The organism is Klebsiella sp. CN_Kp097, from assembly GCF_040064495.1.
Classification (GTDB): domain Bacteria; phylum Pseudomonadota; class Gammaproteobacteria; order Enterobacterales; family Enterobacteriaceae; genus Klebsiella; species Klebsiella aerogenes.
Genome location: NZ_JBEAIL010000027.1, coordinates 1 through 23506 on the forward strand (window position 1 = coordinate 1; position 23506 = coordinate 23506).

Consider the following 23506-nt stretch of genomic DNA (forward strand, 5'->3'; position numbering starts at 1 on the left):
GCCTGTCACGCAGGGGGTCGCGGGTTCGAGTCCCGTCCGTTCCGCCACTTATTTATATTAAGCCTGCTATATTAGCGGGCTTAATAGCGAGAAAAATTTAGGGGCGTAGCTCAGTTGGTAGAGCACCGGTCTCCAAAACCGGGTGTCGCGAGTTCGAGTCTCTCCGCCCCTGCCATATATAATCCTTTGCTTCGGCAAAGGATTTTTTTTGTCTTTAATTTCTCCCATCACTCTGCCTTTCCGGTTTTTTAGCCACTCCATCCATGGAGTCAGATCGCTATTCCAGGATGCTGCTTTTCAGGATCTCGCGAATATGTGCCTGCTTATCGCTATTTTGTAGCCAAATGGCATACAGAGGACGTGAAAGGGTCGCGCTATCGGTCACCGTGTGCAGGCCAGTTTTCTGCTGTGCCCAACTAACGGGTAACCAGGTACAACCATTCAAGGTAGTGAGCTGTTGATAAGCCAGTTCTGCGGAGCTCGTCGTCAGTAGCGGTACATCATCGCTGCCGATCAAACCCACTTCGTTTTGCTGGAAGTCCGGTCCCCATTCCAGCCGCAGGTAGTTCAAATCATTCTTATTTTTTCCCGGCGCGGCACAATAGAGCGCCAGGGTGAAATGACCCAATAACTGGCTGCTTAATTCATCCATCTTCGGTGATTCTGTGGTGATCAGGAGATCGAGCTGGCGTTCATGCAACTGCTTCACTAATGACTGGCGTTGAGCTATCCGCGCCTCAAATTGCAGATTATAGGGATCTTTGTAGAGCGTCCCCAGCCAACCGTTCAATAGGCATTCCCATAGCGACGCGCTGGCACCGATCGAAAACTCATTATGGCGAGAAGAGTGGGCGACCTCCTTACGCGCGGCCTGCCAGGTATTCATCAACGTTTCGGCATAGGGCAACAGTTTCTCACCGGCTGACGTCAGGCGAATATTGTTACGATGGCGGGTGAATAAATTTACGCCCAGCTGGTTCTCCAACTGACGAATGCGGAAGCTAACCGCTGATTGTGTTAAATAAAGCGCTTCCGCTGCCCGCCCAAAGTGGCGAGTTCTGCTCACTTCAAGGAAAGTTTTGAGCAATTCCGTGTCCACACTCTTCTCCGCAAAATTATTTGTCGTGATGATTTAAATGTTTTGTTTGACGCTCTGTCAAGCGTAACTAATACTCCGCGCCATAAATAGCTCGGCCAAAGAATCAGGAGCGTGTAGGATGGCGGAAAGCTTTACGACGACTAATCGTTTTTTCGACAATAAAAATTATCCACGCGGGTTCTCCCGTCACGGTGATTTCACCATCAAAGAGGCGCAACTGCTTGAACGTCATGGTTACGCCTTTAATGAGCTGGAATTGGGCAAACGCGAGCCTGTTACCGAAGATGAAAAACAATTCGTTGCGGTATGCCACGGCGAACGTGAGCCGGTGACCGAAGCGGAACGCGTTTGGATTAAGTATATGGCGCGAATCAAACGTCCGAAGCGTTTTCACACCTTATCTGGCGGTAAGCCGCAGGTTGAAGGCGCTGAAGACTACACTGAAAGCGACGATTAAAAAAAAGGGCGAAAGCCCTTTTTTTATGCCATCAGCGTCTGCAGGTGATTTAACATACGGTCGATAGCCCGGTAGCTTAGCGCCTCCTGCAAATGATGACGTTCGATATCCCTATCCTCATTAAGATCGGCGATAGTACGCGCAACTTTCAGTAAACGTTGCCATGCGCGGATTGAAAGCCCTAATAGTGAGAGCGTCTGTTCCAGCCATATCGCGTCGTCTTCTTTCAGCTTGCACCAGACTTTTATCTCCCCGCTGTCCAGTTGTGCATTAAGTTTATTCTGCCGTGCGAGCTGTCTGTCGCGCGCCGCGAATACCCGTAGACGAATGGTGGCGCTTCGCTCTTCGCCAACGCCACCCCGGCTTAATACGCCCGGTGGAGGGAGTGGAATCTCAAGCGAGAGATCGAAGCGGTCGAGAAATGGCCCTGACAATCGGCCCAGATAGCGCAGGGTCTGTTCCGGTGTGGCCCGATTATGCTGACCCTGGTAATGTCCTGTTGGGCTGGGATTCATGGCGGCAATCAACTGAAATCGCGCAGGATAGTCAATCTTAGCCCGAGTGCGGGAAAGATGAATTTTTCCTGATTCAATGGGCTCTCGTAGTGCATCCAGAACCCGACGCTCGAATTCAGGTAGTTCATCAAGAAACAGAATACCGTTATGCGCCAGGGAGATCTCCCCAGGGGCAGGGATTGAGCCGCCGCCGACCATCGCCGTTAGCGAAGCGCTGTGGTGAGGGGCACGAAAAGGCCGCCGACGCCACTGACGCGTAACGTAATGAGCATTGACGAGGCTGAGGATAGCAGCGCTTTCCAGCGCTTCCTGGTTGCTTAGTGGCGGTAAAAGCCCCGGCAAACGGCTGGCGAGCATCGTCTTCCCTGTACCCGGTGGACCCATCAAGAGTAAATTGTGACCGCCAGCTGCGACTATCTCCAGCGCGCGTTTTCCCTGCTGTTGGCCAATGACATCGCCGAGATCGTCATAATCGTCCTCTCCCGCAGTTATTTCACCAGTCGGCGGCTGCAGAGTATGTTTCCCTTCCAGAAACGCACAGACTTCCTGCAGGTGGCCTGCTATAAGGCACTCATTGCCGTTAATCAAGCCGACCTCTTCGGCGTTATCTCCAGCAACGACAATCTGCCTCCCGACTTTTATCGCTTCCATAGCGCTGGATATTGCCCCAGGAACGCCGCGTAACGCGCCTGTAAGCGCTAATTCGCCAATAAACTCATACTGATTAAGTTTCGGGGCGGCAAGCTGCTGCGAAGCGACCAGGAGCGCGAGAGCGATAGGTAAATCATATCTCCCGCCCTCTTTCGGCAGATCGGCTGGGGCAAGGTTTATGGTTATCTTCTTTGCCGGAAAGCTGTAGCCGCTGTTAATAATGGCGCTACGTACCCGATCGCGGGCTTCCTTTACCGTGGTTTCCGGCAGACCGACCATCGTCAAACCGGGTAGTCCGTTGCTGATATGGACTTCGACGGTAATTAGCGGCGCGCTGACCCCGAGCGCCGCGCGGGTATAGACAATTGCGAGTGACATAACGCCTCCTGAGCGGAATGATTATGTCTATTCATAGAGTTTCATGAACCTGGGAATATTTAACTTTACGACGCCTGTTCCAGACAATTGTCTGCAAAATTTTGCATTTTTATTATTTTGGGAGGGCATACGCAAATCCGTCATGACGCCGTTTTAATGCCGTAAAACACGGATGCAAACGCGAGAATAAGCTGAATTTTTTTCATTTTATTTTTTTCTTTTTAAAAACAACTGGTTTAATAAAAATCGTTAGCAAGATCAGAAAATGGAACATAAAAAAATCTTGTGCTTAATGTGATGTCTGTGGTAACTCTTTAGGTATTCCTTCGAACAAGAAGCCAGAAAGAACAGAAAATGACAGCCCTTCTACGAGTGATTAGCCTGGTCGTGATTAGCGTGGTGGTGATTATTATCCCACCGTGCGGGGCTGCACTTGGACGAGGAAAGGCTTAGAAATCAAGCCTTAACGAACTAAGACCCCCGCACCGAAAGGTCCGGGGGTTTTTTTATAACTTAAAAAACATAAGCGAGGAGCAGAAGATGAGTTATAGCATAAAATTCTGTTTCTCCCGATCTATGACGGGGAAGTAACTATGAACGGGGCGCAGTGGGTGGTACATGCTTTGCGAACACAGGGGGTCGACACGGTATTTGGCTATCCGGGTGGCGCGATTATGCCGGTTTACGATGCTTTGTATGACGGCGGCGTGGAACATCTGCTGTGTCGGCACGAGCAAGGCGCCGCAATGGCCGCCATCGGTTATGCCCGCGCGACCGGCAAAACTGGTGTTTGCATCGCCACTTCCGGCCCTGGCGCCACCAACCTGATCACCGGTTTGGCTGACGCGTTACTTGATTCTGTACCTGTTGTCGCCATCACCGGTCAAGTGGCGGCGCCGTTTATCGGCACCGATGCTTTTCAGGAAGTGGACGTTCTTGGTTTGTCGCTGGCCTGCACCAAACACAGTTTCCTCGTGCAGTCGTTGGAAGAGCTGCCGCGCGTCATTGCGGAAGCTTTCCAGGTGGCAAACTCAGGCCGTCCTGGCCCGGTACTGGTTGATATTCCAAAAGATATCCAGTTGGCTAAAGGCGAATTAGATCCGCATTTCTCCACCGTCCCTGATGATGTTGAGTTCCCGCACACACAAGTCGAGCAGGCGTTAGCGATGCTTGCGCAGTCCCACAAGCCAATGCTGTACGTGGGCGGCGGTGTTGGAATGGCACAGGCGGTACCGGCCGTGCGCGAATTTCTGGCGGTGACGCAGATGCCGGTAACCTGCACCCTGAAAGGGTTGGGTGCCGTCGCCGCGGATTATCCGTATTACCTTGGCATGCTGGGTATGCACGGAACCAAGGCAGCAAACCTGGCGGTGCAGGAGTGCGATTTATTAATCGCCGTCGGCGCCCGTTTTGATGACCGGGTTACCGGCAAGCTGAATACCTTTGCCCCGCACGCCAAAGTAATCCATATGGATATTGACCCGGCTGAGCTGAACAAACTGCGCCAGGCGCACGTCGCCTTAACCGGAGATTTAAACGCCATGCTGCCAGCGTTGCAGCAGCCGTTGGCCATCGATGCGTGGCGCGAGCACAACGCGCAGCTGCGCGCGGAGCACGCCTGGCGTTACGATCATCCCGGCGAGGCAATCTACGCGCCGCTGTTGCTCAAGCAGCTTTCCGATCGCAAACCGGCGGATTGCGTCGTGACGACCGATGTCGGCCAGCACCAAATGTGGTCGGCCCAGCACATGACCTATACCCGCCCGGAAAACTTCATCACTTCCAGCGGCCTCGGCACCATGGGTTTTGGTCTGCCGGCAGCCGTTGGCGCGCAGGTGGCTCGCCCGGACGATACGGTTATCTGTATCTCCGGCGATGGCTCTTTCATGATGAACGTGCAGGAGCTGGGCACCGTTAAGCGCAAGCAATTACCGTTGAAAATCGTGCTGCTGGATAACCAACGTTTAGGCATGGTTCGCCAGTGGCAGCAGCTTTTTTTCCAGGAGCGTTACAGCGAAACCACGCTTACCGATAATCCTGATTTTCTTACGCTGGCCAGCGCTTTTGGCATTCCAGGCCAGCACATCACCCGTAAAGACCAGGTTGAAGCGGCACTCGACACCATGCTTTCGAGCCAGGGGCCATACCTGCTTCATGTCTCAATCGATGAACTTGAGAATGTCTGGCCGTTGGTGCCGCCCGGCGCCAGTAATGCAGAAATGCTGGAGAAATTATCATGATGCAACATCAGGTCGCTTTACAGGCTCGCTTCAACCCCGAAACCTTAGAACGCGTGCTGCGCGTGGTGCGCCATCGCGGTTTTCAAATTTGCTCAATGAATATGGAAACCGCGTCGGATGCGCAAAACATAAATATCGAGCTGACCGTTGCCAGCCAGCGGCCCGTCGAATTACTGTTTAGTCAGTTACGCAAACTGGTCGACGTCGCCTGCGTCGAGATCCAGCAACCCACATCACAACAAATCCGCGCCTGAGCGCAGAGGAATAAAAACAATGACGACGAAGAAAGCTGATTACATTTGGTTCAATGGCGAGATGACCCCATGGGGCGAGGCGAAAGTACACGTCATGTCCCACGCGTTGCACTACGGGACTTCGGTATTCGAAGGTATCCGCTGCTACGATTCTCACAAAGGGCCAGTGGTGTTCCGCCATCGTGAACACATGCAGCGTCTGCATGATTCAGCAAAAATCTACCGTTTCCCGGTTTCTCAGAGCGTTGACGAGCTGATGGAAGCCTGCCGCGAAGTTATCCGTACCAATAAACTGACCAGCGCTTATATCCGTCCGCTGGTGTTTGTTGGCGATGTTGGCATGGGCGTTAACCCGCCGGACGGCTATAAAACCGACGTTATCATCGCGGCGTTCCCGTGGGGTGCATACCTTGGCGCAGAAGCGCTGGAGCAGGGGATCGATGCGATGGTTTCTTCCTGGAACCGCGCGGCGCCAAACACCATCCCAACCGCAGCGAAAGCGGGCGGCAACTATCTCTCCTCTCTGCTGGTCGGCAGCGAAGCGCGTCGTCACGGTTATCAGGAAGGTATCGCGCTGGACGTTAACGGCTATATCTCCGAAGGCGCAGGCGAAAACCTGTTTGAGGTGAAAGATGGCGTGCTGTTTACTCCGCCGTTTACCTCTTCCGCGCTGCCGGGTATCACCCGCGACGCCATCATCAAACTGGCGAAAGATCTCGGTATCGAAGTCCGCGAGCAGGTGCTGTCCCGCGAATCTCTGTACCTGGCGGATGAAGTGTTCATGTCCGGTACCGCTGCGGAAATCACGCCGGTACGCAGCGTTGACGGTATCCAGGTTGGCGCAGGCCGCCGTGGCCCGGTGACCAAACGCATTCAGGAAGCCTTCTTTGGCCTCTTCACCGGTGAAACGGAAGATAAATGGGGCTGGCTGGATCCGGTAAGTAAGTGATTAAAAATGGGACGGCACGCACCGTCCCATTGCATAAACAGAGATGGGAGTAAAAAGAGCATGCCTAAGTACCGTTCCGCCACCACCACACATGGCCGCAATATGGCGGGCGCCCGCGCGCTGTGGCGCGCAACCGGGATGACCGATGCCGATTTCGGCAAACCGATCATCGCCGTTGTTAACTCCTTTACCCAGTTTGTACCAGGGCACGTGCATCTGCGCGATCTCGGCAAACTGGTTGCCGAGCAAATTGAAGCTGCTGGCGGCGTTGCTAAAGAATTCAACACCATCGCGGTGGATGATGGGATCGCCATGGGGCACGGGGGTATGCTCTATTCACTGCCATCCCGCGAGCTCATCGCCGATTCAGTCGAGTACATGGTTAACGCCCACTGCGCCGATGCTATGGTCTGTATCTCTAACTGCGACAAAATCACCCCGGGGATGCTGATGGCCTCCCTGCGTTTGAATATTCCGGTGATCTTTGTCTCCGGCGGTCCGATGGAAGCCGGGAAAACCAAGCTGTCTGACAAAATCATCAAGTTGGATCTGGTTGATGCCATGATCCAGGGGGCAGACCCGAAAGTCTCTGACGATCAGAGCGAACAGGTGGAGCGTTCCGCCTGTCCGACCTGCGGTTCGTGCTCGGGGATGTTCACCGCGAACTCAATGAACTGCCTGACCGAAGCATTAGGCCTGTCGCAGCCGGGTAATGGTTCTCTGCTGGCGACCCATGCCGACCGTAAAACGCTGTTCCTCAACGCCGGTAAACGTATCGTTGAACTGACTAAACGCTACTACGAGCAGGACGACGCCTCCGCTCTGCCGCGCAATATCGCCAGCAAGGCGGCATTTGAAAACGCCATGACTCTCGATATCGCAATGGGCGGCTCAACCAATACCGTACTGCATCTGCTGGCGGCGGCGCAGGAAGCCGAAATCGACTTCACCATGAGTGATATCGACAAGCTGTCCCGCAAAGTGCCGCAGCTGTGCAAAGTGGCGCCGAGTACGCAGAAATACCATATGGAAGATGTGCACCGCGCCGGCGGCGTGCTGGGGATCCTCGGCGAACTGGATCGCGCCGGTTTACTCAACCGCGATGTCAAAAACGTCCTTGGCCTGACCCTGCCGCAGACCCTGGAACAGTACGATGTGATGGTGACCCAGGATGACGCGGTGAAAAAAATGTTCCGCGCCGGCCCGGCGGGGATCCGTACCACCCAGGCGTTCTCGCAGGATTGCCGCTGGGATACGCTGGATGACGACCGCGCCGAGGGATGTATCCGTTCTCTGGAACATGCCTACAGTAAAGACGGTGGCCTGGCGGTCCTGTATGGCAACTTTGCCGAAAACGGCTGTATCGTCAAAACCGCCGGCGTGGACGATAGCATCCTGAAATTTACCGGCCCGGCGAAAGTTTATGAAAGCCAGGATGAAGCGGTTGAGGCCATCCTCGGTGGCAAAGTCGTGGAAGGCGACGTCGTGGTTATTCGCTATGAAGGGCCGAAAGGCGGGCCGGGAATGCAGGAGATGCTCTATCCGACCACTTTCCTGAAGTCCATGGGGCTTGGCAAAGCGTGCGCGTTGATCACCGATGGCCGTTTCTCCGGCGGCACCTCCGGGCTTTCCATCGGCCACGTATCGCCGGAAGCCGCGAGCGGCGGCAACATCGCGATCATCGAAGATGGCGACATGATTGCTATCGATATTCCGAACCGCGGTATTCAGCTGCAGCTCAGCGATGCCGAAATCGCCGCCCGTCGCGAAGCGCAAGAAGCGCGTGGCGATAAGGCGTGGACGCCGAAAGACCGCGAGCGCCAGGTCTCCTTCGCGCTGCGCGCTTACGCCAGCCTCGCGACCAGTGCCGACAAGGGCGCCGTGCGCGATAAATCAAAACTTGGGGGTTAATCATGGCCGAGTCGCAACCCCTATCCGCCGCCCCTGAGGGGGCGGAGTATCTCCGGGCGGTACTGCGCGCGCCGGTTTATGAAGCGGTGCAGAAAACGCCGCTGCAAAAAATGGATAAGCTCTCTTCGCGGCTGGATAACGTTATTCTGGTGAAACGCGAAGACCGCCAGCCGGTGCATAGCTTTAAGCTGCGCGGCGCCTACGCGATGATGTCCGGCCTGACGGCGGAACAAAAATCAAATGGCGTGATCACCGCTTCGGCGGGTAATCATGCGCAGGGCGTGGCGTTCTCTGCCTCCCGGCTGGGTGTTAAGGCGCTGATCGTGATGCCGGTAGCGACCGCCGATATCAAAGTCGATGCCGTTCGCGGCTTTGGCGGCGAAGTGCTACTACACGGCGCCAACTTTGACGAAGCGAAAGCCCGCGCGATTGAGCTGGCGCAGCAGCAGGGGTTTACCTGGGTGCCGCCGTTCGATCACCCGATGGTCATCGCCGGTCAGGGAACGCTGGCGCTGGAGCTGCTGCAGCAGGATGCCCACATTGACCGCGTATTCGTCCCGGTTGGCGGCGGCGGTCTGGCGGCAGGCGTGGCGGTGCTTATCAAGCAACTGATGCCGCAGATTAAAGTGATAGCGGTCGAAGCGGAAGATTCGGCGTGTCTGAAAGCGGCGCTGGATGCCGGTCACCCGGTGGATCTGCCGCGCGTCGGTTTGTTCGCTGAAGGCGTGGCGGTGAAGCGCATCGGCGATGAAACGTTCCGTGTATGCCAGGAGTATCTGGACGACATCATCACCGTCGATAGCGATGCTATCTGCGCGGCGATGAAAGATCTGTTCGAAGATGTGCGGGCGGTAGCGGAGCCCTCCGGCGCGCTGGCGCTGGCGGGGATGAAAAAGTATATCGCCCAGCATAACATCCGCGGCGAGCGTCTGGCTCACATCCTGTCCGGCGCCAACGTTAACTTCCACGGACTACGCTACGTTTCTGAGCGTTGCGAGCTCGGGGAGCAGCGCGAAGCGCTGCTGGCGGTGACGATACCGGAGGAGAAGGGGAGTTTTCTTAAGTTCTGCCAGCTACTGGGCGGCCGTTCAGTCACCGAGTTCAACTACCGTTTTGCCGATGCCAAAGATGCCTGTATTTTCGTTGGCGTGCGGCTGAGCCGCGGGCTGGATGAGCGTAAAGAGATCCTCGATTTACTGAGCGAAGGCGGCTACAGCGTGGTCGATCTTTCCGATGACGAAATGGCGAAACTGCACGTGCGTTATATGGTCGGCGGACGGCCGTCTAAACCGCTGCAGGAGCGCCTGTTTAGCTTCGAGTTCCCGGAATCACCAGGCGCGCTGCTCAAGTTTCTGCACACTCTCGGCACCCACTGGAATATTTCGCTGTTCCACTATCGTAGCCACGGCACCGATTTTGGCCGCGTTCTGGCGGCGTTTGAGCTTGGCGAGCATGAGCCGGACTTCGAAACCCGTCTTAATGAACTGGGCTACGAGTGTCATGACGAAACCCATAACCCGGCGTTCCGCTTTTTCCTCGCGGGCTAGTGGTTAGGCAGGATTTTCCAGAACGCATCAATAAGCGGCTCGTACAGCCGCTTTTTTTGTGCGCAGACACCCAGCTCAAATGGTGTTTTCTCATCGCTGCGATCGAGGATCATCACGCGATTGCGGACCGGCTCGGGGCTGTTTTCCAGCACCACTTCCGGCAGTAGCGCCACGCCGCAGCCGAGGGCGACCATCGATACCATGGCTTCATGGCCGCCGACGGTGGCGTAAATGGATGGATTGCTGATTTTATGGCGACGGAACCACAGCTCGATGCGGCGGCGCACCGGGCCCTGATCGGCCATGATAAACGGCACCGTTGCCCAGTCGGGATGTTCGACCGTCACCTGATTGCGCACCGGGCAGGGCAACGCCGGGGCAATCAGTACCACCGCAAGATTTTCCAGCATCGAAAACGCCACCGAGCCCGGCAGCGTCTCCGGCTTACCGGCAATGGCCAGATCGGCTTCTCCAGTGACCACTTTTTCCATCGCATCAGCGGCGTCGCCGGTCGATAACTTTATCTCTACCGAAGGATGCGCGGCGCGAAAGCGGTCGAGAATCGGCGGCAGATGGCTGTAAGCGGCGGTCACGGAGCAGAAAATATGTAGCTCGCCGGAGAGCGACGGCCCCTGCTGGTCGATGGCGTGGCGCAGTTGCTGATACTGCAATAAAGTCTGCTGGGCAAAGGTGCGGAGTTCTTCGCCGGCCTCGGTTAGGGTTACGGTGCGATTATCGCGAACGAACAGCGGCTGGCCGAGGTCTTCTTCCAGGCGTTGAATCTGCCGCGAAAGCGTGGAGGGGCTGACATGCATAGCCCGCGCGCTGCGGCCAAAATGGCGGCTTTCCGCCAGATGCAGAAAGGTTTTCAGATCGCGTAAATCCATGGCTCAATCCCCTGAAAATAACGTTGCAGTTATTGCAATGTGATGTTGTGAATATATCAATTTTCGCAACGAAATTCCTGTCATATAGTGGGTTCATTCTCGCAAAACGCGAACCGAACAATAAGCACGACAACACAACATCACGAGGTATCACCATGGCTAACTACTTCAACACACTGAATCTGCGCCAGCAGCTGGCTCAGCTGGGCAAATGCCGCTTTATGGGGCGCGATGAATTTGCCGACGGCGCAAGCTATCTTCAGGGTAAAAAAGTAGTCATCGTCGGCTGTGGCGCGCAGGGCCTGAATCAGGGGCTGAACATGCGTGACTCCGGCCTGGATATCTCCTATGCGCTGCGTAAAGAAGCGATCGCCGAGAAGCGCGCATCCTGGCGTAAAGCGACCGAAAACGGCTTCAAAGTGGGTACCTATGAAGAGCTGATCCCGCAGGCTGACCTGGTCGTCAACCTGACTCCGGACAAACAGCACTCTGACGTTGTGCGTTCCGTACAGCCGCTGATGAAAGACGGCGCGGCGTTGGGTTACTCCCACGGCTTCAACATCGTTGAAGTGGGCGAGCAGATCCGCAAAGACATCACCGTGGTGATGGTGGCGCCGAAGTGCCCGGGTACCGAAGTTCGTGAAGAGTACAAACGCGGTTTCGGCGTGCCGACGCTTATCGCCGTACACCCGGAAAACGATCCGAAAGGCGAAGGTATGGCCATTGCTAAAGCCTGGGCAGCGGCGACCGGCGGCCATCGTGCGGGCGTTCTGGAATCCTCTTTCGTGGCGGAAGTAAAATCTGACCTGATGGGCGAGCAGACCATCCTCTGCGGTATGCTGCAGGCGGGTTCTCTGCTGTGCTTCGACAAGCTGGTGGCTGAAGGTACCGATCCGGCCTACGCGGAAAAACTGATTCAGTTCGGTTGGGAAACCATCACCGAAGCGCTGAAGCAAGGCGGCATCACCCTGATGATGGATCGCCTGTCTAATCCGGCGAAACTGCGTGCTTACGCGCTGTCAGAACAGCTGAAAGAGATCATGGCGCCGCTGTTCCAGAAACATATGGATGACATCATCTCCGGCGAATTCTCTTCCGGCATGATGGCTGACTGGGCGAACGACGACAAAAAACTGCTGACCTGGCGTGAAGAGACCGGTAAAACCGCGTTCGAAACCGCGCCGCAGTATGAAGGTAAAATCGGCGAGCAGGAGTACTTCGATAAAGGCGTTCTGATGATTGCAATGGTGAAAGCGGGCGTTGAACTGGCCTTCGAAACCATGGTTGATTCCGGCATCATCGAAGAGTCCGCTTACTACGAATCGCTGCACGAGCTGCCGCTTATCGCCAACACAATCGCCCGTAAGCGCCTGTATGAAATGAACGTGGTTATCTCCGATACCGCGGAGTACGGTAACTACCTGTTCTCTTATGCTTGCGTACCGCTGCTGAAAGAGTTCATGACCACTCTGCAGACCGGCGACCTGGGCAAAGCGATTGCTGAAGGCGCGGTGGATAACGCTCAGCTGCGCGACGTAAACGAAGCGATTCGCAGCCACGCTATCGAAGCGGTGGGTAAAAAACTGCGCGGTTATATGACCGATATGAAGCGTATCGCGGTTGCCGGCTGATTCCTCGTCGTCTTTCGACTTGCCGATGCGTTGGCTACGGTACGTACACCCCAGTCACATAGGAATCTATGTTCCTGGGGATGTACTTCCTTACCGCCTTCCGGCAAGCCGAAATCCATAGAGGAATGGATTTGTTTAGTAGGCCTGATAAGCGAAGCGCCATCAGGCAAAAACCCGGAGATTAAGATCCCCGGGTTTTTTATTATTTCCGGTACAGCACTTTGATGATGTGGTAACCGAACTGGGTATGCAGCGGGCCGGTTGGCTCCAGTTCCGGGCAGGAGAAAACCACTTTATCGAATGCCGGAACCATCTGGCCCTGGCGGAATTCGCCCAGATCGCCGCCGCGTTTTCCTGACGGGCAGATAGAGTGTTTTTTCGCCAGCTTGCCGAAGTCGGCGCCGTTTTTGAGCTGCTCAAGCAGATCGAGAGCCAGTTTCTCTTCTTTTACCAGGATATGCAGTGCTGCCGCTGTTTTAGCCATGATTGCGCCTTGATTGAGTTGGAATAAATCAGGGCGCCATAGTAACACGCGCTAGCGGCGATACAGCACCTTGATGATATGGTAGCCAAATTTGGTTTGTACCGGGCCATAGGGTTTGAGCAGCGGACAGCTGAACACGGCTTTATCAAACGGAGCGACCATTGCGCCCTGCTGGAACTCCCCCAGATCGCCGCCATGGCGTCCGGACGGGCATTTTGAGTAGCGCTTTGCCAGATGATCGAAGCTGACGCCCCGTTCCAGCTTGGCGAGAATCTCGTGTGCCAGTTTTTCTTCTTTGACCAGAATATGCAGGGCCGCTGCGCTTTTTGCCATTACCGGAGCCTCAGGATGAATTGCGTGGCTGACACTTTACCATCAGCCGGTAAATCTCGGCCTCGCTTTCTGCTACAATCCACACCCCGTTCGAAGATTGAGCAATATTCCCATGCGTTTAAACCCTGGCCAACAACAAGCCGTCGAATTCGTTACCGGACCGTGCCTGGTGCTGGCGGGCGCCGGTTCCGGTAAGACCCGCGTTATTACGAATAAAATCGCCCACCTGATCCGCGGCTGCGGTTATCAGGCGCGCCATATCGCGGCCGTTACCTTTACTAACAAGGCCGCCCGCGAAATGAAAGAGCGCGTCGGGCAAACGCTGGGGCGAAAAGAGGCGCGCGGGCTGATGATTTCCACCTTCCACACCCTGGGGCTGGATATCATCAAACGTGAATACGCCGCGCTGGGAATGAAATCCAACTTTTCCTTGTTCGATGATACCGACCAGGTCGCGCTGCTCAAAGAGCTCACCGAAGGGTTGATCGAAGATGACAAAGTGGTGTTGCAGCAGCTTATCTCGACGATCTCCAACTGGAAAAACGATCTGAAAACGCCGGCGCAGGCGGCGGCTGGCGCGAAGGGCGAACGGGACCGCATCTTCGCCCACTGCTATGGGCTCTATGATGCGCATATGAAGGCCTGCAACGTCCTCGATTTTGACGATCTTATTCTACTGCCGACGCTTCTGTTGCAGCGCAATGAAGAGGTGCGCGAACGTTGGCAGAACAAGATCCGTTACCTGCTGGTGGATGAGTATCAGGATACCAACACCAGCCAGTATGAGCTGGTGAAGCTGCTGGTGGGGCAGCGCGCGCGCTTTACCGTGGTGGGTGATGATGACCAGTCGATCTACTCGTGGCGCGGCGCGCGGCCGCAGAACCTGGTGCTGTTAAGCCAGGATTTTCCGGCGCTGCAGGTGATCAAACTTGAACAGAACTACCGTTCATCAGGGCGTATTCTGAAGGCTGCCAACATTTTGATCGCCAATAACCCGCACGTGTTTGAAAAGCGGCTGTTCTCAGAACTTGGCTACGGTACCGAGCTGAAAGTGCTCTCCGCCAATAACGAAGATCATGAAGCGGAGCGCGTCGCTGGCGAACTGATTGCCCACCACTTTATTAATAAAACAAACTACAAAGATTACGCCATCCTTTATCGCGGCAATCACCAGTCGCGGGTCTTTGAAAAGATGCTGATGCAGAACCGCATCCCGTACAAAATCTCGGGCGGCACCTCGTTCTTCTCGCGTCCGGAAATTAAAGATCTGCTAGCCTATCTGCGCGTACTCACCAACCCGGATGACGACAGCGCCTTCCTGCGTATCGTCAATACGCCGAAGCGAGAGATTGGTCCGGCGACCTTGCAAAAACTGGGCGAATGGGCGATGAGCCGCAATAAAGGCTTATTCACCGCCAGCTTTGATATGGGGTTAAGCCAGACGCTGACCGGGCGCGGGTATGAATCCCTCACTCGTTTCACCCACTGGCTGCGGGAAATTCAGCAACTGGCCGAGCGTGAACCAGTCAATGCCGTGCGGGATTTAATTCGCGGGATTGATTATGAGTCCTGGCTATATGAAACCTCGCCGAGCCCGAAAGCCGCGGAAATGCGGATGAAAAACGTCAACCAGCTGTTCACCTGGATGACCGAAATGCTGGAAGGCAGCGAGATAGATGAGCCGATGACGCTGACGCAGGTGGTTACCCGCTTTACCCTGCGCGATATGATGGAACGCGGCGAATCGGATGAAGAGCTGGATCAGGTGCAGTTGATGACCCTGCATGCCTCAAAAGGGCTGGAGTTCCCGTATGTTTACCTGGTGGGAATGGAAGAGGGATTGCTGCCGCATCAGAGCAGTATCGATGAAGATAATGTTGATGAAGAACGGCGTCTGGCCTATGTAGGTATCACGCGCGCGCAGAAAGAGTTGACCTTTACGCTCTGTAAGGAGCGTCGTCAGTATGGCGAGCTGGTACGCCCGGAGCCGAGCCGTTTTCTGCTTGAGCTCCCGCAAGACGATCTGATTTGGGAGCAGGAGCGGAAAGTCATCTCTGCGGAAGAACGTATGCATAAAGGCCAGGCCAACGTTGCGAATATCAAGGCGATGCTGGCGAAGGCGAAAAAGGGCTAACGTTTCAGGCGACAAACTGCTGCCAGGCGGTGGAAAATGGCATCACCAGCAGCAGTGACGGCAGCATGTTGGCGGTGGGGAAATGGCGAATACCGCAAAGCCGAAAACCGGTCGCCAGCATAATAATACCGCCGCAGGCAGTAAAATCAGCGATCATCGATGGGCTTATCAACGTCATAATAAACGTGGCGGCGAAGAACAGAATCACGAAGATGATCAGCTGGGGAATAAAAATCGCGGTGATAATGTAGCCCAGCGTCGAAGCGAAAATGGCGGCGGTGAAAAAGTCGAGTATCGACTTGGTCAGCAGAATGGTCGGGTCGCCGGTCATCCCTTCGGTTAGGGCGCCAAAAATACCGGTACCGCTGGCGCAGAACAGGATCAGCACCGCGATAAACTGGTTCATAAAATCCTCCGCTTCTACGCCTGCGTTGTTTTGGCCTGGAAAAATGCGCTCGATGGGCGTTCGCAGCTGTGTTCCCGCCCGCTCAATCCACTTCTCAATATTCAACAGGCCGCCAATAATCGTGCCGATGATAACGGCCAGCGCAATGGGTGGCAGATTGATGAGTTTGTTAAGGAAGAACACGCCCATACTGATAGAGATTAACCCGGAAATAAGCGGTAGCGTTTTCTTAAAGTGATCCGGGATAAATCGGTTGAGTGAGGCGCCTGCAATCGCGCCGACGAGTAATGAACCGCTGCAAACAAAAATACCTACCGGCATACTATATTCTCCCTGTAATAAAACCAGGGCCTGAGAACAGGCCCTGTCGATTTATTTTTTATTATTTGATATTAAATACGCGGCTGGCATTGCCCCAGGCTATTTTTTCTTTCAGCCCTTCATCCATTTCTAACGGATCAAACCAGTCGCAGGCCTGATGAATATCTTCATAAGGGTAATCAACGGAGAACATCACGCGATCGGCACCCATTACTTCAATCGCATTATTTAGCGAGTGAGTATTAAAATGACCGCTGGTGGTGACAATAAAGTTATTTTGCAGATAGTGCATTAACGGTTTTTCCGCCTTGCCCAAACCGCAGCCGAAACGCTGACGATAGAGGCGATGTTGAGTGCGCGGCAGCATGTGTACCAGCCCTTCACCGAGGTGTCCCAGCACCAGGTTAAGATTCGGATAACGGTCGAACAGGCCGCTCATCATCAGGCGAATAGCGTGAACGGCGGTTTCCTGCGCAAAGCCCCAGGCGGAACCGATTAGGCTTTCGTAACCGGTATAAATCCCGCGTGCCGGGCCTTCCAGCGGTTCACGCGGATGCAGGTACACCGGCACGTTTAGCTCGTTGACTTTATCCCAGAATACCAGCATGGATTCATCATCAAGATACAGGCCATGTTCGCTGTCTTTGACGTTGGTGTAGCCGTTAATCAGCGCGCCTTTCATGCCCAGTTTTTTCACCGCGCGCTCCAGCTCTTCCGCCGCAGCTTCCGGGTTTTGTAACGCCAGCGTGGCGAACGCGCTAAATTTATCCGGATTCGGTTTTACATAATTATCAACGATAAAGTCGTTAGTGTCGCGAGCGAAAGAGACCGCTTTGGCTTTATCTAAAATAGATTGCGCGCCGGGTGAAGTCAGAGAAAGAATAACGTGGTCAATATTACGTTGCGCCATTTCTTCGAGTTGAATACTGCGGTCAAGCAGGCGGCGCTCTACGTCTTGCATATATTCGCTACCGTTACGGTTAGCTTCGCCGGTTGAATCCCATAAACGGTTATTTTCAGGAGTAGATACATGTTCTTCTAAAGCGATTTTTCCGCGCATGATAGGTTCCTTTATTTATTCGGTCGATATGAACTGATGCGGGGAGATTAAAATGTTTGACGTATTGACAGCAATAAACCAAATAGAATATGGCGTATCAGAAATCCTAATACAGCTGCTTATTTTATGATTTAAATGCTAATAGAACCGCCTGAGGCGGCAAGATCTACAATCTGCTTGCGCAGCCAGATATGCCCAGGATCGCGGTGCAGACGCTGGTGCCAGACCTGGCGAATCGCGATGTTAGCCAGTGAGAAAGGTAGCGGCCAGCTGCGGCAGGGGTAACGCCTGGTGATGTGGCGCGCCAGCTGCTCCGGCACCACCGCGATCATCTCGCTGCCGGCAACCAGCTCGCCCGCGCCTAAAAAGCTGGGCAGCGTCAATGCGATACGCCGTGGCATACTGTGTTCCGCCAGCAGTTTATCAATGTCGCCGTGGGCGGTGCCGTTGACGCGAACCGCAAGGTGCTTTTCCTGACGCCAGTCTTCGGCGCTGAACCGATGACGAATGCGCGGGTGATTGTCCGCTGCCAGACAAACATACGACTGATCGAACAGATGCTGCTGATAGACGCTCTCCGGCAGTTGGGTAAGATAGCCGATCGCCAAATCACATTTCCCTGATTCCAGCGCGCTAAGCGTCTGATCGTCAATATTCAGCACCGTAAAGGTGATGCCGCTGGCGTCCAGCCGCTGGAGCTGGCTTTGCAGCAAAGGAAGAAGCGTCATCTGGCTGATATCGGTCATGCCGATGGTGAAGTTACGGTTGCTCTCCTGCGGGATAAATTCCGGCTTAGCCGCCAGATCGGTATCGGCCAGTTGCAAAAGAGTAAAAATGGTGGGGGCGATAGCGTCCGCGCGCGGCGTTGGCGCCATGCGTTGTCCAACGCGCACAAACAGCGGGTCGTCAAAGTGCTCGCGTAGCTTTTTTAGCAGCAGGTTACCGGTTGGCTGACTGATATCGAGTGCTTCCGCCGCCGGAGAAACATTCCCCAAACGGTAGAGCGCGGAGAAAAAGCGTAGTGATTTGAAATCCAGTTCTTCCCGCATGCGCCCTCCTGGCTGGAAATTACCTCGCCGTGTCGTCGTTGATCAACAGCGCCCAGTGGACATAGCTTTGCCACTGACACTCTTGCTCGACCATTTCCCGGCCCAGCGGATGTTCCTTCAGCCAGTCATCCGGCAGCGTCAGCGTCAGTTTTTCGTCGTCGGCGGCAAGTTGAATGGCTGGCAGGAGATCGTCGCGCCGGCGGCTGGCAAACAGAATCGCCAGCCGTAGCAGGCGACACAAATGTTCGGCAACGCGCGGCGGTACCGCGTTTTGCTGATGGAGCGAAGAAAGATCGATGGCGTTAGTCTGGTTGAGCAGCAGCGTGGCGATGAGCTTCTTCTGCGCCGGGGTAAAACCGGGCAGGTCGAGGTTATTGACCAGATAGGCGGCGTGCTGCGGCGCGCGTTTGAAATCGACGCTCAGGCCAATTTCATGAAGCGCGCAGGCGCTGACGAGCAAATCGCGGCTTAGCGGATCCAGTTCCCAGCCGCTGTCCAGTTGATCAACCAGATGGGTGGCCAGATTAGCCACCCGTTGCGCCTGTTCAGTATCGATCATAAAGCGCCGCTGAATATTACGCAGCGTGCGGCTACGAATATCCTGATCGACAGATAGATGCAACATGCCGTAGACCAGGCCTTCGCGTAATGCGCCGCCAGCCAGCGTCATGCACTGAATATTCAGTTCGCTAAAGATAGCAATCAGAATGGCAAGGCCGCTCGGAAAAACCAGTGCGCGTTCGAGCGTCAGCCCTTCGATTTCCAGCTCTTCGAGTCGGCCGCACTGGATGGCGCGCTGCTTAAGCTGCTGTAGCTTGCTGAGGGTGATGCGCTCATCCATTCCCTGCGCCATCATAATTTCCTGCAGCGCCTGCACGGTGCCTGAAGCGCCGACGCACACTTTCCAGCCGTGGTAACGCAGGACATCAGCGATTGGAAGCAGCACATCGCGCGCCGCCGCTTCCGCGAGATCGAAGTTTTCTTTCGTCAGGCTACGGTCGGCAAAGTAGCGTTCAAGCCAGGTGACGCAGCCCATCGACAGGCTGAACAGCGAGGTCGTTTGCGCGCCGGTGCCGGTCACCAGTTCAGTGCTGGCGCCGCCGATATCCACCACCAGACGCTGATCGGCGCCGCCGGTGGTATGGGCTACGCCCTGGTAGATCAGGCGGGCTTCTTCCTCACCGCTAATCACCTGGACGGGGCAACCGAGGATTTCCTGCGCTTTCGCCAGAAACTCGCCGGCGTTGACCGCCAGCCGCAGGGTGGCGGTGGCGACGACGCGAATTTGCGCCGAAGGAATATCCTGCAAACGTTCGGCAAACAGGCGTAAGCACTGCCAGCCGCGCTCCATCGCTTCTGCGGAGAGCGCATTGTCGCTATTCAGGCCGGCAGCCAGACGCACCTTGCGCTTAATGCGGCTCAGGGTCTGAATACTGCCCGCCACCTCGCGCACCACCAACATATGAAAACTATTGGAGCCAAGGTCGATGGCGGCATACAGCGAGGTGGAACTCATACTCTTCATCTTTCAGGCAGCTCCTGTGTCGACTGGGCTTCGTTGCCCGGGATAATCTCCGTGGCGCATCCTGAAAAATTTCGTGTATGGCATAGATATTAACCTGAGCGACGACGATTACGAGGCGGGCCATTACGGCGCGGGCCATTACCGGGGCGGGTGCGCGTTAAACGCAGCGGCTTCGGTAAATCGGTCATCAGCGCGTCCGGATTGTACTTGCTGACCGGGATCGAATGGCCGATATAGGTTTCGATTGCCGGCAGGTTCAGCGCGTATTCTTCACAGGCCAGGCTGATGGAGTGCCCACTGGCGCCCGCGCGGCCGGTACGGCCGATACGGTGGACATAGTCTTCGCAGTCATCCGGCAGGTCATAGTTAAAGACATGGGTGACGGCTGGGATATGCAGGCCGCGAGCGGCTACGTCGGTCGCAACCAGAATATCGAGATCGCCGCGGGTGAACTCTTCGAGAATACGCAGGCGTTTTTTCTGCGCCACGTCGCCGGTCAGCAGGCCGACGCGATGTCCATCTGCCGCCAGATGGCCCCAGATATCTTCACAACGATGCTTGGTGTTGGCGAAAACAATAGCGCGGTCGGGCCACTCTTCTTCCAGCAGCGTCTGCAGCAGGCGCATTTTTTCGTCGTTGGAAGGATAGAACAACTCTTCTTTAATGCGGTGGCCGGTTTTCTGTTCCGGTTCGACTTCAACGTACTCGGCGTTGTTCATCTGTTCGAATGCCAGTTCGCGTACGCGATAAGACAGCGTGGCGGAGAACAGCATGTTCAGGCGCTGAGTGGCCGGCGGCATGCGGCGGAATAGCCAGCGGATATCTTTAATAAAGCCGAGATCGTACATGCGATCGGCTTCGTCGAGCACGACAACCTGAATGGCGCCGAGATTAATGTGGTTTTGTTTGGCGTAATCGATCAGTCGACCGGTGGTGCCGATCAGAATATCAACGCCGCTTTCCAGTACTTTCAGCTGCTTATCGTAGCCGTCGCCGCCGTAAGCCAGACCGAGCTTCAGACCGGTGGCCTGCGCCAGCGGTTCGGCGTCAGCGTGAATCTGTACCGCCAGCTCGCGCGTTGGCGCCATGATCAGCGCGCGCGGTTGGTTAACCTGGCGGTCTGCGATGGCCGGGTGAGAGAGAAGATAATGAAACGTTGACGTCAGAAACGCCATCGTTTTACCGGTACCGGTTTGCGCCTGCCCGGCGACATCGCGGCCTTCCAGCGTGAGCGGAAGGGCGAGAGCCTGAATGGGTGTGCAATTATGAAACCCTTTTTTTTCAAGGGCTTCGACAACTGCCGGGTGCAGGGCGAAGTCGGAAAACTTCTGTTCTGTCAAATGTGTTTTGCTCATAGTGTGGTAGAATATCAGCTAACTATTGCATTAAGAAAGCGTATCCGGTGAAATAACGTCAACCTTTCGTTGGCGATATACGAAATTATTCAAGGTGTGTCTCCGGCTACTGAATGGATCCCGGAAAGCTTAGACTACTAAGCGCAACGGGGGCGGTAAATCTGCCGCAGGTAGATTTGCAGACAGTGCGCTTAAGCATCGGCGGTGGTGGTCCATGGTGGATCCATTCCCGCAGGTAGCTTATAAAAGAGGCATCCTGAAGAATAGCGTGCATAACGTAGCGTCAACACGTCGTTGATGACTGCGACACCAACACACCAGGCTTATTCCTGTGGAGTTATATATGAGCGATAAAATTATTCACCTGACTGACGACAGTTTTGACACGGACGTACTCAAGGCTGACGGGCTGACCCTCGTCGATTTCTGGGCAGAGTGGTGTGGTCCGTGCAAAATGATCGCCCCGATTCTGGATGAGATCGCTGAAGAGTATCAAGGCAAACTGACCGTGGCTAAACTGAACATCGATCAGAACCCGGGCACGGCGCCGAAGTACGGCATCCGCGGCATCCCGACGCTGCTGCTGTTCAAAAACGGCGAAGTCGCGGCGACTAAAGTCGGCGCGCTGTCCAAAGGCCAACTGAAAGAGTTCCTCGACGCCAACCTGGCGTAATCGGTTTGCCATTCCGGCGTCCGGATTCCTATTTTTTGTGGAACTCTGGACGCCCGGCCTGAGTCGTGCTAAGTTAATTCCAGACTTCGTTTTAAACATACCTATTGTTTGAATCTTGTTTTACCCAAAGCGTCCCGCAGACTATGCGCGTGAGGCTAATAATTCCGGGCTTATCACTCATTCCGTCTTGTCGTTTCAGTTCTGCGTTCTTTCCTGTGACCAGGCAACGTACAGACACGAGATGAAGCCGCTAACAGGCATGGATGTTCCTGCCATACCATTCACAACATTAAGTTCGAGATTTACCCCGAGTTTAAGAACCCACACCACTATGAATCTTACCGAATTAAAGAATACGCCGGTTTCTGAGCTGATTACTCTCGGCGAAAATATGGGGCTGGAAAACCTGGCTCGTATGCGTAAGCAGGATATTATTTTTGCCATCCTCAAGCAGCATTCAAAGAGTGGCGAAGATATCTTTGGCGATGGCGTACTGGAGATACTGCAGGATGGATTTGGATTCCTCCGCTCAGCAGACAGCTCCTACCTCGCCGGTCCAGACGACATCTACGTATCCCCCAGCCAAATCCGCCGCTTCAACCTCCGCACTGGTGACACCATTTCCGGTAAGATTCGTCCTCCTAAAGAGGGTGAACGTTACTTCGCGCTGCTGAAAGTTAACGAAGTTAACTACGACAAGCCGGAAAACGCGCGTAACAAGATTCTGTTCGAGAACTTAACGCCGCTGCACGCGAATTCACGCCTGCGTATGGAGCGTGGTAATGGTTCTACCGAAGACTTAACCGCTCGCGTACTGGATCTGGCATCGCCGATTGGCCGCGGCCAGCGTGGTCTGATCGTCGCGCCGCCGAAAGCCGGTAAAACCATGCTGCTGCAGAACATCGCGCAGAGCATCGCGTACAACCATCCTGACTGCGTGCTGATGGTGTTGCTTATCGACGAACGTCCGGAAGAAGTGACCGAGATGCAGCGTCTGGTTAAAGGTGAAGTTGTCGCTTCTACCTTCGACGAACCGGCATCTCGTCACGTGCAGGTTGCCGAAATGGTTATCGAGAAAGCGAAACGTCTGGTTGAGCACAAAAAAGACGTTATTATCCTGCTCGACTCCATCACCCGTCTGGCTCGTGCCTACAACACCGTGGTTCCGGCTTCCGGTAAAGTGCTGACCGGTGGTGTGGACGCCAACGCCCTGCATCGTCCGAAGCGTTTCTTCGGTGCGGCGCGTAATGTGGAAGAGGGCGGCAGCCTGACCATCATCGCTACCGCGCTTATCGATACCGGCTCTAAAATGGATGAAGTTATCTACGAAGAGTTTAAAGGTACCGGTAACATGGAACTGCACCTCTCCCGTAAGATTGCGGAAAAACGCGTCTTCCCGGCTATCGACTACAACCGTTCCGGTACCCGTAAAGAAGAGCTGCTGACCACCCAAGAAGAGCTGCAGAAAATGTGGATCCTGCGCAAAATCATCCATCCAATGGGTGAAATCGACGCAATGGAGTTCCTCATTAACAAGCTGGCGATGACCAAAACTAACGACGACTTCTTCGATATGATGAAGCGTTCGTAGGACGGAATACGCCGAAAAAACGCCACGCGATTGCGTGGCGTTTTGTTTTGTAGCTT

At 54.8% G+C, this 23506-nt stretch carries 21 protein-coding genes and 1 tRNA gene; 12 read left to right on the plus strand and 10 right to left on the minus strand.

Annotated elements, in window-relative coordinates:
- Window positions 1–99 precede the first annotated feature (99 nt).
- Window positions 100–175: transfer RNA gene (locus tag ABLV07_RS20850), tRNA-Trp, on the plus strand.
- Between the two features lie 102 nt (window positions 176–277).
- Here the strand turns inward: ABLV07_RS20850 and hdfR are convergent.
- Window positions 278–1099 carry an HTH-type transcriptional regulator HdfR gene (hdfR, locus tag ABLV07_RS20855; protein WP_015703960.1) on the minus strand — a complete coding sequence of 274 codons (822 nt, stop codon included), beginning with the start codon at window positions 1097–1099 and terminating at the stop codon, window positions 278–280.
- A 118-nt stretch (window positions 1100–1217) separates the two neighbouring features.
- Here hdfR and ABLV07_RS20860 point away from each other — a divergent pair, with 118 nt between their 5' ends.
- Entirely contained in the window at window positions 1218–1556 is a 339-nt protein-coding gene (locus ABLV07_RS20860) for a DUF413 domain-containing protein (protein ID WP_015368901.1), read from the plus strand.
- A gap of 23 nt (window positions 1557–1579) precedes the next feature.
- Here the strand turns inward: ABLV07_RS20860 and ABLV07_RS20865 are convergent, their stop codons facing one another.
- A complete protein-coding gene (locus ABLV07_RS20865; protein WP_020077608.1) occupies window positions 1580–3100 on the minus strand; it encodes a YifB family Mg chelatase-like AAA ATPase in 1521 nt (506 codons plus the stop codon).
- Window positions 3101–3454: 354 nt separating this feature from the next.
- Between ABLV07_RS20865 and ilvL the strand changes: the two genes are divergently transcribed.
- From ilvL to ilvA, 6 genes are all read left to right on the plus strand, one after another.
- Complete coding sequence (gene ilvL / locus ABLV07_RS20870) at window positions 3455–3553, plus strand: ilv operon leader peptide (RefSeq protein ID WP_001311244.1); 99 nt, start codon at window positions 3455–3457, stop codon at window positions 3551–3553.
- 140 nt (window positions 3554–3693) lie between these two features.
- Window positions 3694–5340: an acetolactate synthase 2 catalytic subunit gene (ilvG, locus tag ABLV07_RS20875; protein ID WP_015368898.1), complete on the plus strand. Its 1647-nt coding sequence runs from the start codon at window positions 3694–3696 to the stop codon at window positions 5338–5340.
- Window positions 5337–5594 (plus strand): acetolactate synthase 2 small subunit, encoded by a 258-nt coding sequence (ilvM, locus tag ABLV07_RS20880; protein WP_015368897.1) that lies wholly within the window; start codon window positions 5337–5339, stop codon window positions 5592–5594. Before ilvG ends, ilvM begins: the two co-directional genes overlap by 4 nt.
- A gap of 19 nt (window positions 5595–5613) precedes the next feature.
- The gene (locus ABLV07_RS20885) at window positions 5614–6543 is read left to right on the plus strand and encodes a branched-chain amino acid transaminase (RefSeq protein WP_008807980.1); all 930 of its coding nucleotides are present in this window, start codon (window positions 5614–5616) and stop codon (window positions 6541–6543) included.
- 60 nt (window positions 6544–6603) lie between these two features.
- A complete protein-coding gene (ilvD, locus tag ABLV07_RS20890) occupies window positions 6604–8454 on the plus strand; it encodes a dihydroxy-acid dehydratase (protein ID WP_209163003.1) in 1851 nt (616 codons plus the stop codon).
- A gap of 2 nt (window positions 8455–8456) precedes the next feature.
- Window positions 8457–10001: a threonine ammonia-lyase, biosynthetic gene (ilvA, locus tag ABLV07_RS20895; protein WP_015368895.1), complete on the plus strand. Its 1545-nt coding sequence runs from the start codon at window positions 8457–8459 to the stop codon at window positions 9999–10001.
- Here the strand turns inward: ilvA and ilvY are convergent.
- Complete coding sequence (gene ilvY / locus ABLV07_RS20900) at window positions 9998–10888, minus strand: HTH-type transcriptional activator IlvY (protein WP_015703964.1); 891 nt, start codon at window positions 10886–10888, stop codon at window positions 9998–10000. The two genes, ilvA and ilvY, sit on opposite strands and share 4 nt — an antisense overlap.
- A gap of 155 nt (window positions 10889–11043) precedes the next feature.
- Between ilvY and ilvC the strand changes: the two genes are divergently transcribed.
- On the plus strand, window positions 11044–12519 hold the full coding sequence (gene ilvC, locus ABLV07_RS20905; protein ID WP_015703965.1) for a ketol-acid reductoisomerase: 1476 nt from the start codon (window positions 11044–11046) through the stop codon (window positions 12517–12519).
- Between the two features lie 202 nt (window positions 12520–12721).
- Here ilvC and ppiC (ABLV07_RS20910) read toward each other — a convergent pair whose 3' ends face one another.
- Both ppiC (ABLV07_RS20910) and ppiC (ABLV07_RS20915) read right to left on the minus strand, forming a co-directional pair.
- Window positions 12722–13003 carry a peptidylprolyl isomerase PpiC gene (gene ppiC / locus ABLV07_RS20910; protein ID WP_002883180.1) on the minus strand — a complete coding sequence of 94 codons (282 nt, stop codon included), beginning with the start codon at window positions 13001–13003 and terminating at the stop codon, window positions 12722–12724.
- 51 nt (window positions 13004–13054) lie between these two features.
- Window positions 13055–13336 carry a peptidylprolyl isomerase PpiC gene (gene ppiC, locus ABLV07_RS20915; RefSeq protein ID WP_032709514.1) on the minus strand — a complete coding sequence of 94 codons (282 nt, stop codon included), beginning with the start codon at window positions 13334–13336 and terminating at the stop codon, window positions 13055–13057.
- Window positions 13337–13448: 112 nt separating this feature from the next.
- Between ppiC (ABLV07_RS20915) and rep the strand changes: the two genes are divergently transcribed.
- Window positions 13449–15470, plus strand: coding sequence for a DNA helicase Rep (gene rep, locus ABLV07_RS20920; RefSeq protein WP_015368891.1), 2022 nt, complete (start codon window positions 13449–13451; stop codon window positions 15468–15470).
- 4 nt (window positions 15471–15474) lie between these two features.
- On the opposite strand, the gene ABLV07_RS20925 is transcribed toward rep, so the two are convergent.
- From ABLV07_RS20925 to rhlB, 5 genes are all read right to left on the minus strand, one after another.
- A complete protein-coding gene (locus ABLV07_RS20925) occupies window positions 15475–16197 on the minus strand; it encodes a DUF554 domain-containing protein (RefSeq protein ID WP_015368890.1) in 723 nt (240 codons plus the stop codon).
- Window positions 16198–16258: 61 nt separating this feature from the next.
- Entirely contained in the window at window positions 16259–17257 is a 999-nt protein-coding gene (locus ABLV07_RS20930; protein ID WP_015368889.1) for an amidohydrolase family protein, read from the minus strand.
- A gap of 131 nt (window positions 17258–17388) precedes the next feature.
- Window positions 17389–18306 carry a LysR family transcriptional regulator gene (locus ABLV07_RS20935; RefSeq protein ID WP_348853592.1) on the minus strand — a complete coding sequence of 306 codons (918 nt, stop codon included), beginning with the start codon at window positions 18304–18306 and terminating at the stop codon, window positions 17389–17391.
- A gap of 19 nt (window positions 18307–18325) precedes the next feature.
- Window positions 18326–19831, minus strand: coding sequence for a guanosine-5'-triphosphate,3'-diphosphate diphosphatase (gene gppA / locus ABLV07_RS20940; protein ID WP_015368887.1), 1506 nt, complete (start codon window positions 19829–19831; stop codon window positions 18326–18328).
- Between the two features lie 89 nt (window positions 19832–19920).
- Window positions 19921–21186 carry an ATP-dependent RNA helicase RhlB gene (rhlB, locus tag ABLV07_RS20945; protein ID WP_015368886.1) on the minus strand — a complete coding sequence of 422 codons (1266 nt, stop codon included), beginning with the start codon at window positions 21184–21186 and terminating at the stop codon, window positions 19921–19923.
- Between the two features lie 343 nt (window positions 21187–21529).
- Here rhlB and trxA point away from each other — a divergent pair, with 343 nt between their 5' ends.
- Entirely contained in the window at window positions 21530–21859 is a 330-nt protein-coding gene (gene trxA / locus ABLV07_RS20950) for a thioredoxin TrxA (protein ID WP_002883224.1), read from the plus strand.
- Window positions 21860–22190: 331 nt separating this feature from the next.
- The gene (gene rho, locus ABLV07_RS20955) at window positions 22191–23450 is read left to right on the plus strand and encodes a transcription termination factor Rho (RefSeq protein ID WP_002883293.1); all 1260 of its coding nucleotides are present in this window, start codon (window positions 22191–22193) and stop codon (window positions 23448–23450) included.
- The last annotated feature ends 56 nt before the right edge of the window (window positions 23451–23506 follow it).

Coding starts and splice junctions, on each gene's coding strand:
- ABLV07_RS20860 (WP_015368901.1), top strand. CDS start 1,218: ATGGCGGAAAGCTTTACGACGACTAATCGTTTTTTCGACAATAAAAAT.
- ABLV07_RS20865 (WP_020077608.1), bottom strand. CDS start 3,100: ATGTCACTCGCAATTGTCTATACCCGCGCGGCGCTCGGGGTCAGCGCG.
- ilvL (WP_001311244.1), top strand. CDS start 3,455: ATGACAGCCCTTCTACGAGTGATTAGCCTGGTCGTGATTAGCGTGGTG.
- ilvG (WP_015368898.1), top strand. CDS start 3,694: ATGAACGGGGCGCAGTGGGTGGTACATGCTTTGCGAACACAGGGGGTC.
- ilvM (WP_015368897.1), top strand. CDS start 5,337: ATGATGCAACATCAGGTCGCTTTACAGGCTCGCTTCAACCCCGAAACC.
- ABLV07_RS20885 (WP_008807980.1), top strand. CDS start 5,614: ATGACGACGAAGAAAGCTGATTACATTTGGTTCAATGGCGAGATGACC.
- ilvD (WP_209163003.1), top strand. CDS start 6,604: ATGCCTAAGTACCGTTCCGCCACCACCACACATGGCCGCAATATGGCG.
- ilvA (WP_015368895.1), top strand. CDS start 8,457: ATGGCCGAGTCGCAACCCCTATCCGCCGCCCCTGAGGGGGCGGAGTAT.
- ilvY (WP_015703964.1), bottom strand. CDS start 10,888: ATGGATTTACGCGATCTGAAAACCTTTCTGCATCTGGCGGAAAGCCGC.
- ilvC (WP_015703965.1), top strand. CDS start 11,044: ATGGCTAACTACTTCAACACACTGAATCTGCGCCAGCAGCTGGCTCAG.
- ppiC (WP_002883180.1), bottom strand. CDS start 13,003: ATGGCTAAAACAGCGGCAGCACTGCATATCCTGGTAAAAGAAGAGAAA.
- ppiC (WP_032709514.1), bottom strand. CDS start 13,336: ATGGCAAAAAGCGCAGCGGCCCTGCATATTCTGGTCAAAGAAGAAAAA.
- rep (WP_015368891.1), top strand. CDS start 13,449: ATGCGTTTAAACCCTGGCCAACAACAAGCCGTCGAATTCGTTACCGGA.
- ABLV07_RS20925 (WP_015368890.1), bottom strand. CDS start 16,197: ATGCCGGTAGGTATTTTTGTTTGCAGCGGTTCATTACTCGTCGGCGCG.
- ABLV07_RS20930 (WP_015368889.1), bottom strand. CDS start 17,257: ATGCGCGGAAAAATCGCTTTAGAAGAACATGTATCTACTCCTGAAAAT.
- ABLV07_RS20935 (WP_348853592.1), bottom strand. CDS start 18,306: ATGCGGGAAGAACTGGATTTCAAATCACTACGCTTTTTCTCCGCGCTC.
- gppA (WP_015368887.1), bottom strand. CDS start 19,831: ATGAAGAGTATGAGTTCCACCTCGCTGTATGCCGCCATCGACCTTGGC.
- rhlB (WP_015368886.1), bottom strand. CDS start 21,186: ATGAGCAAAACACATTTGACAGAACAGAAGTTTTCCGACTTCGCCCTG.
- trxA (WP_002883224.1), top strand. CDS start 21,530: ATGAGCGATAAAATTATTCACCTGACTGACGACAGTTTTGACACGGAC.
- rho (WP_002883293.1), top strand. CDS start 22,191: ATGAATCTTACCGAATTAAAGAATACGCCGGTTTCTGAGCTGATTACT.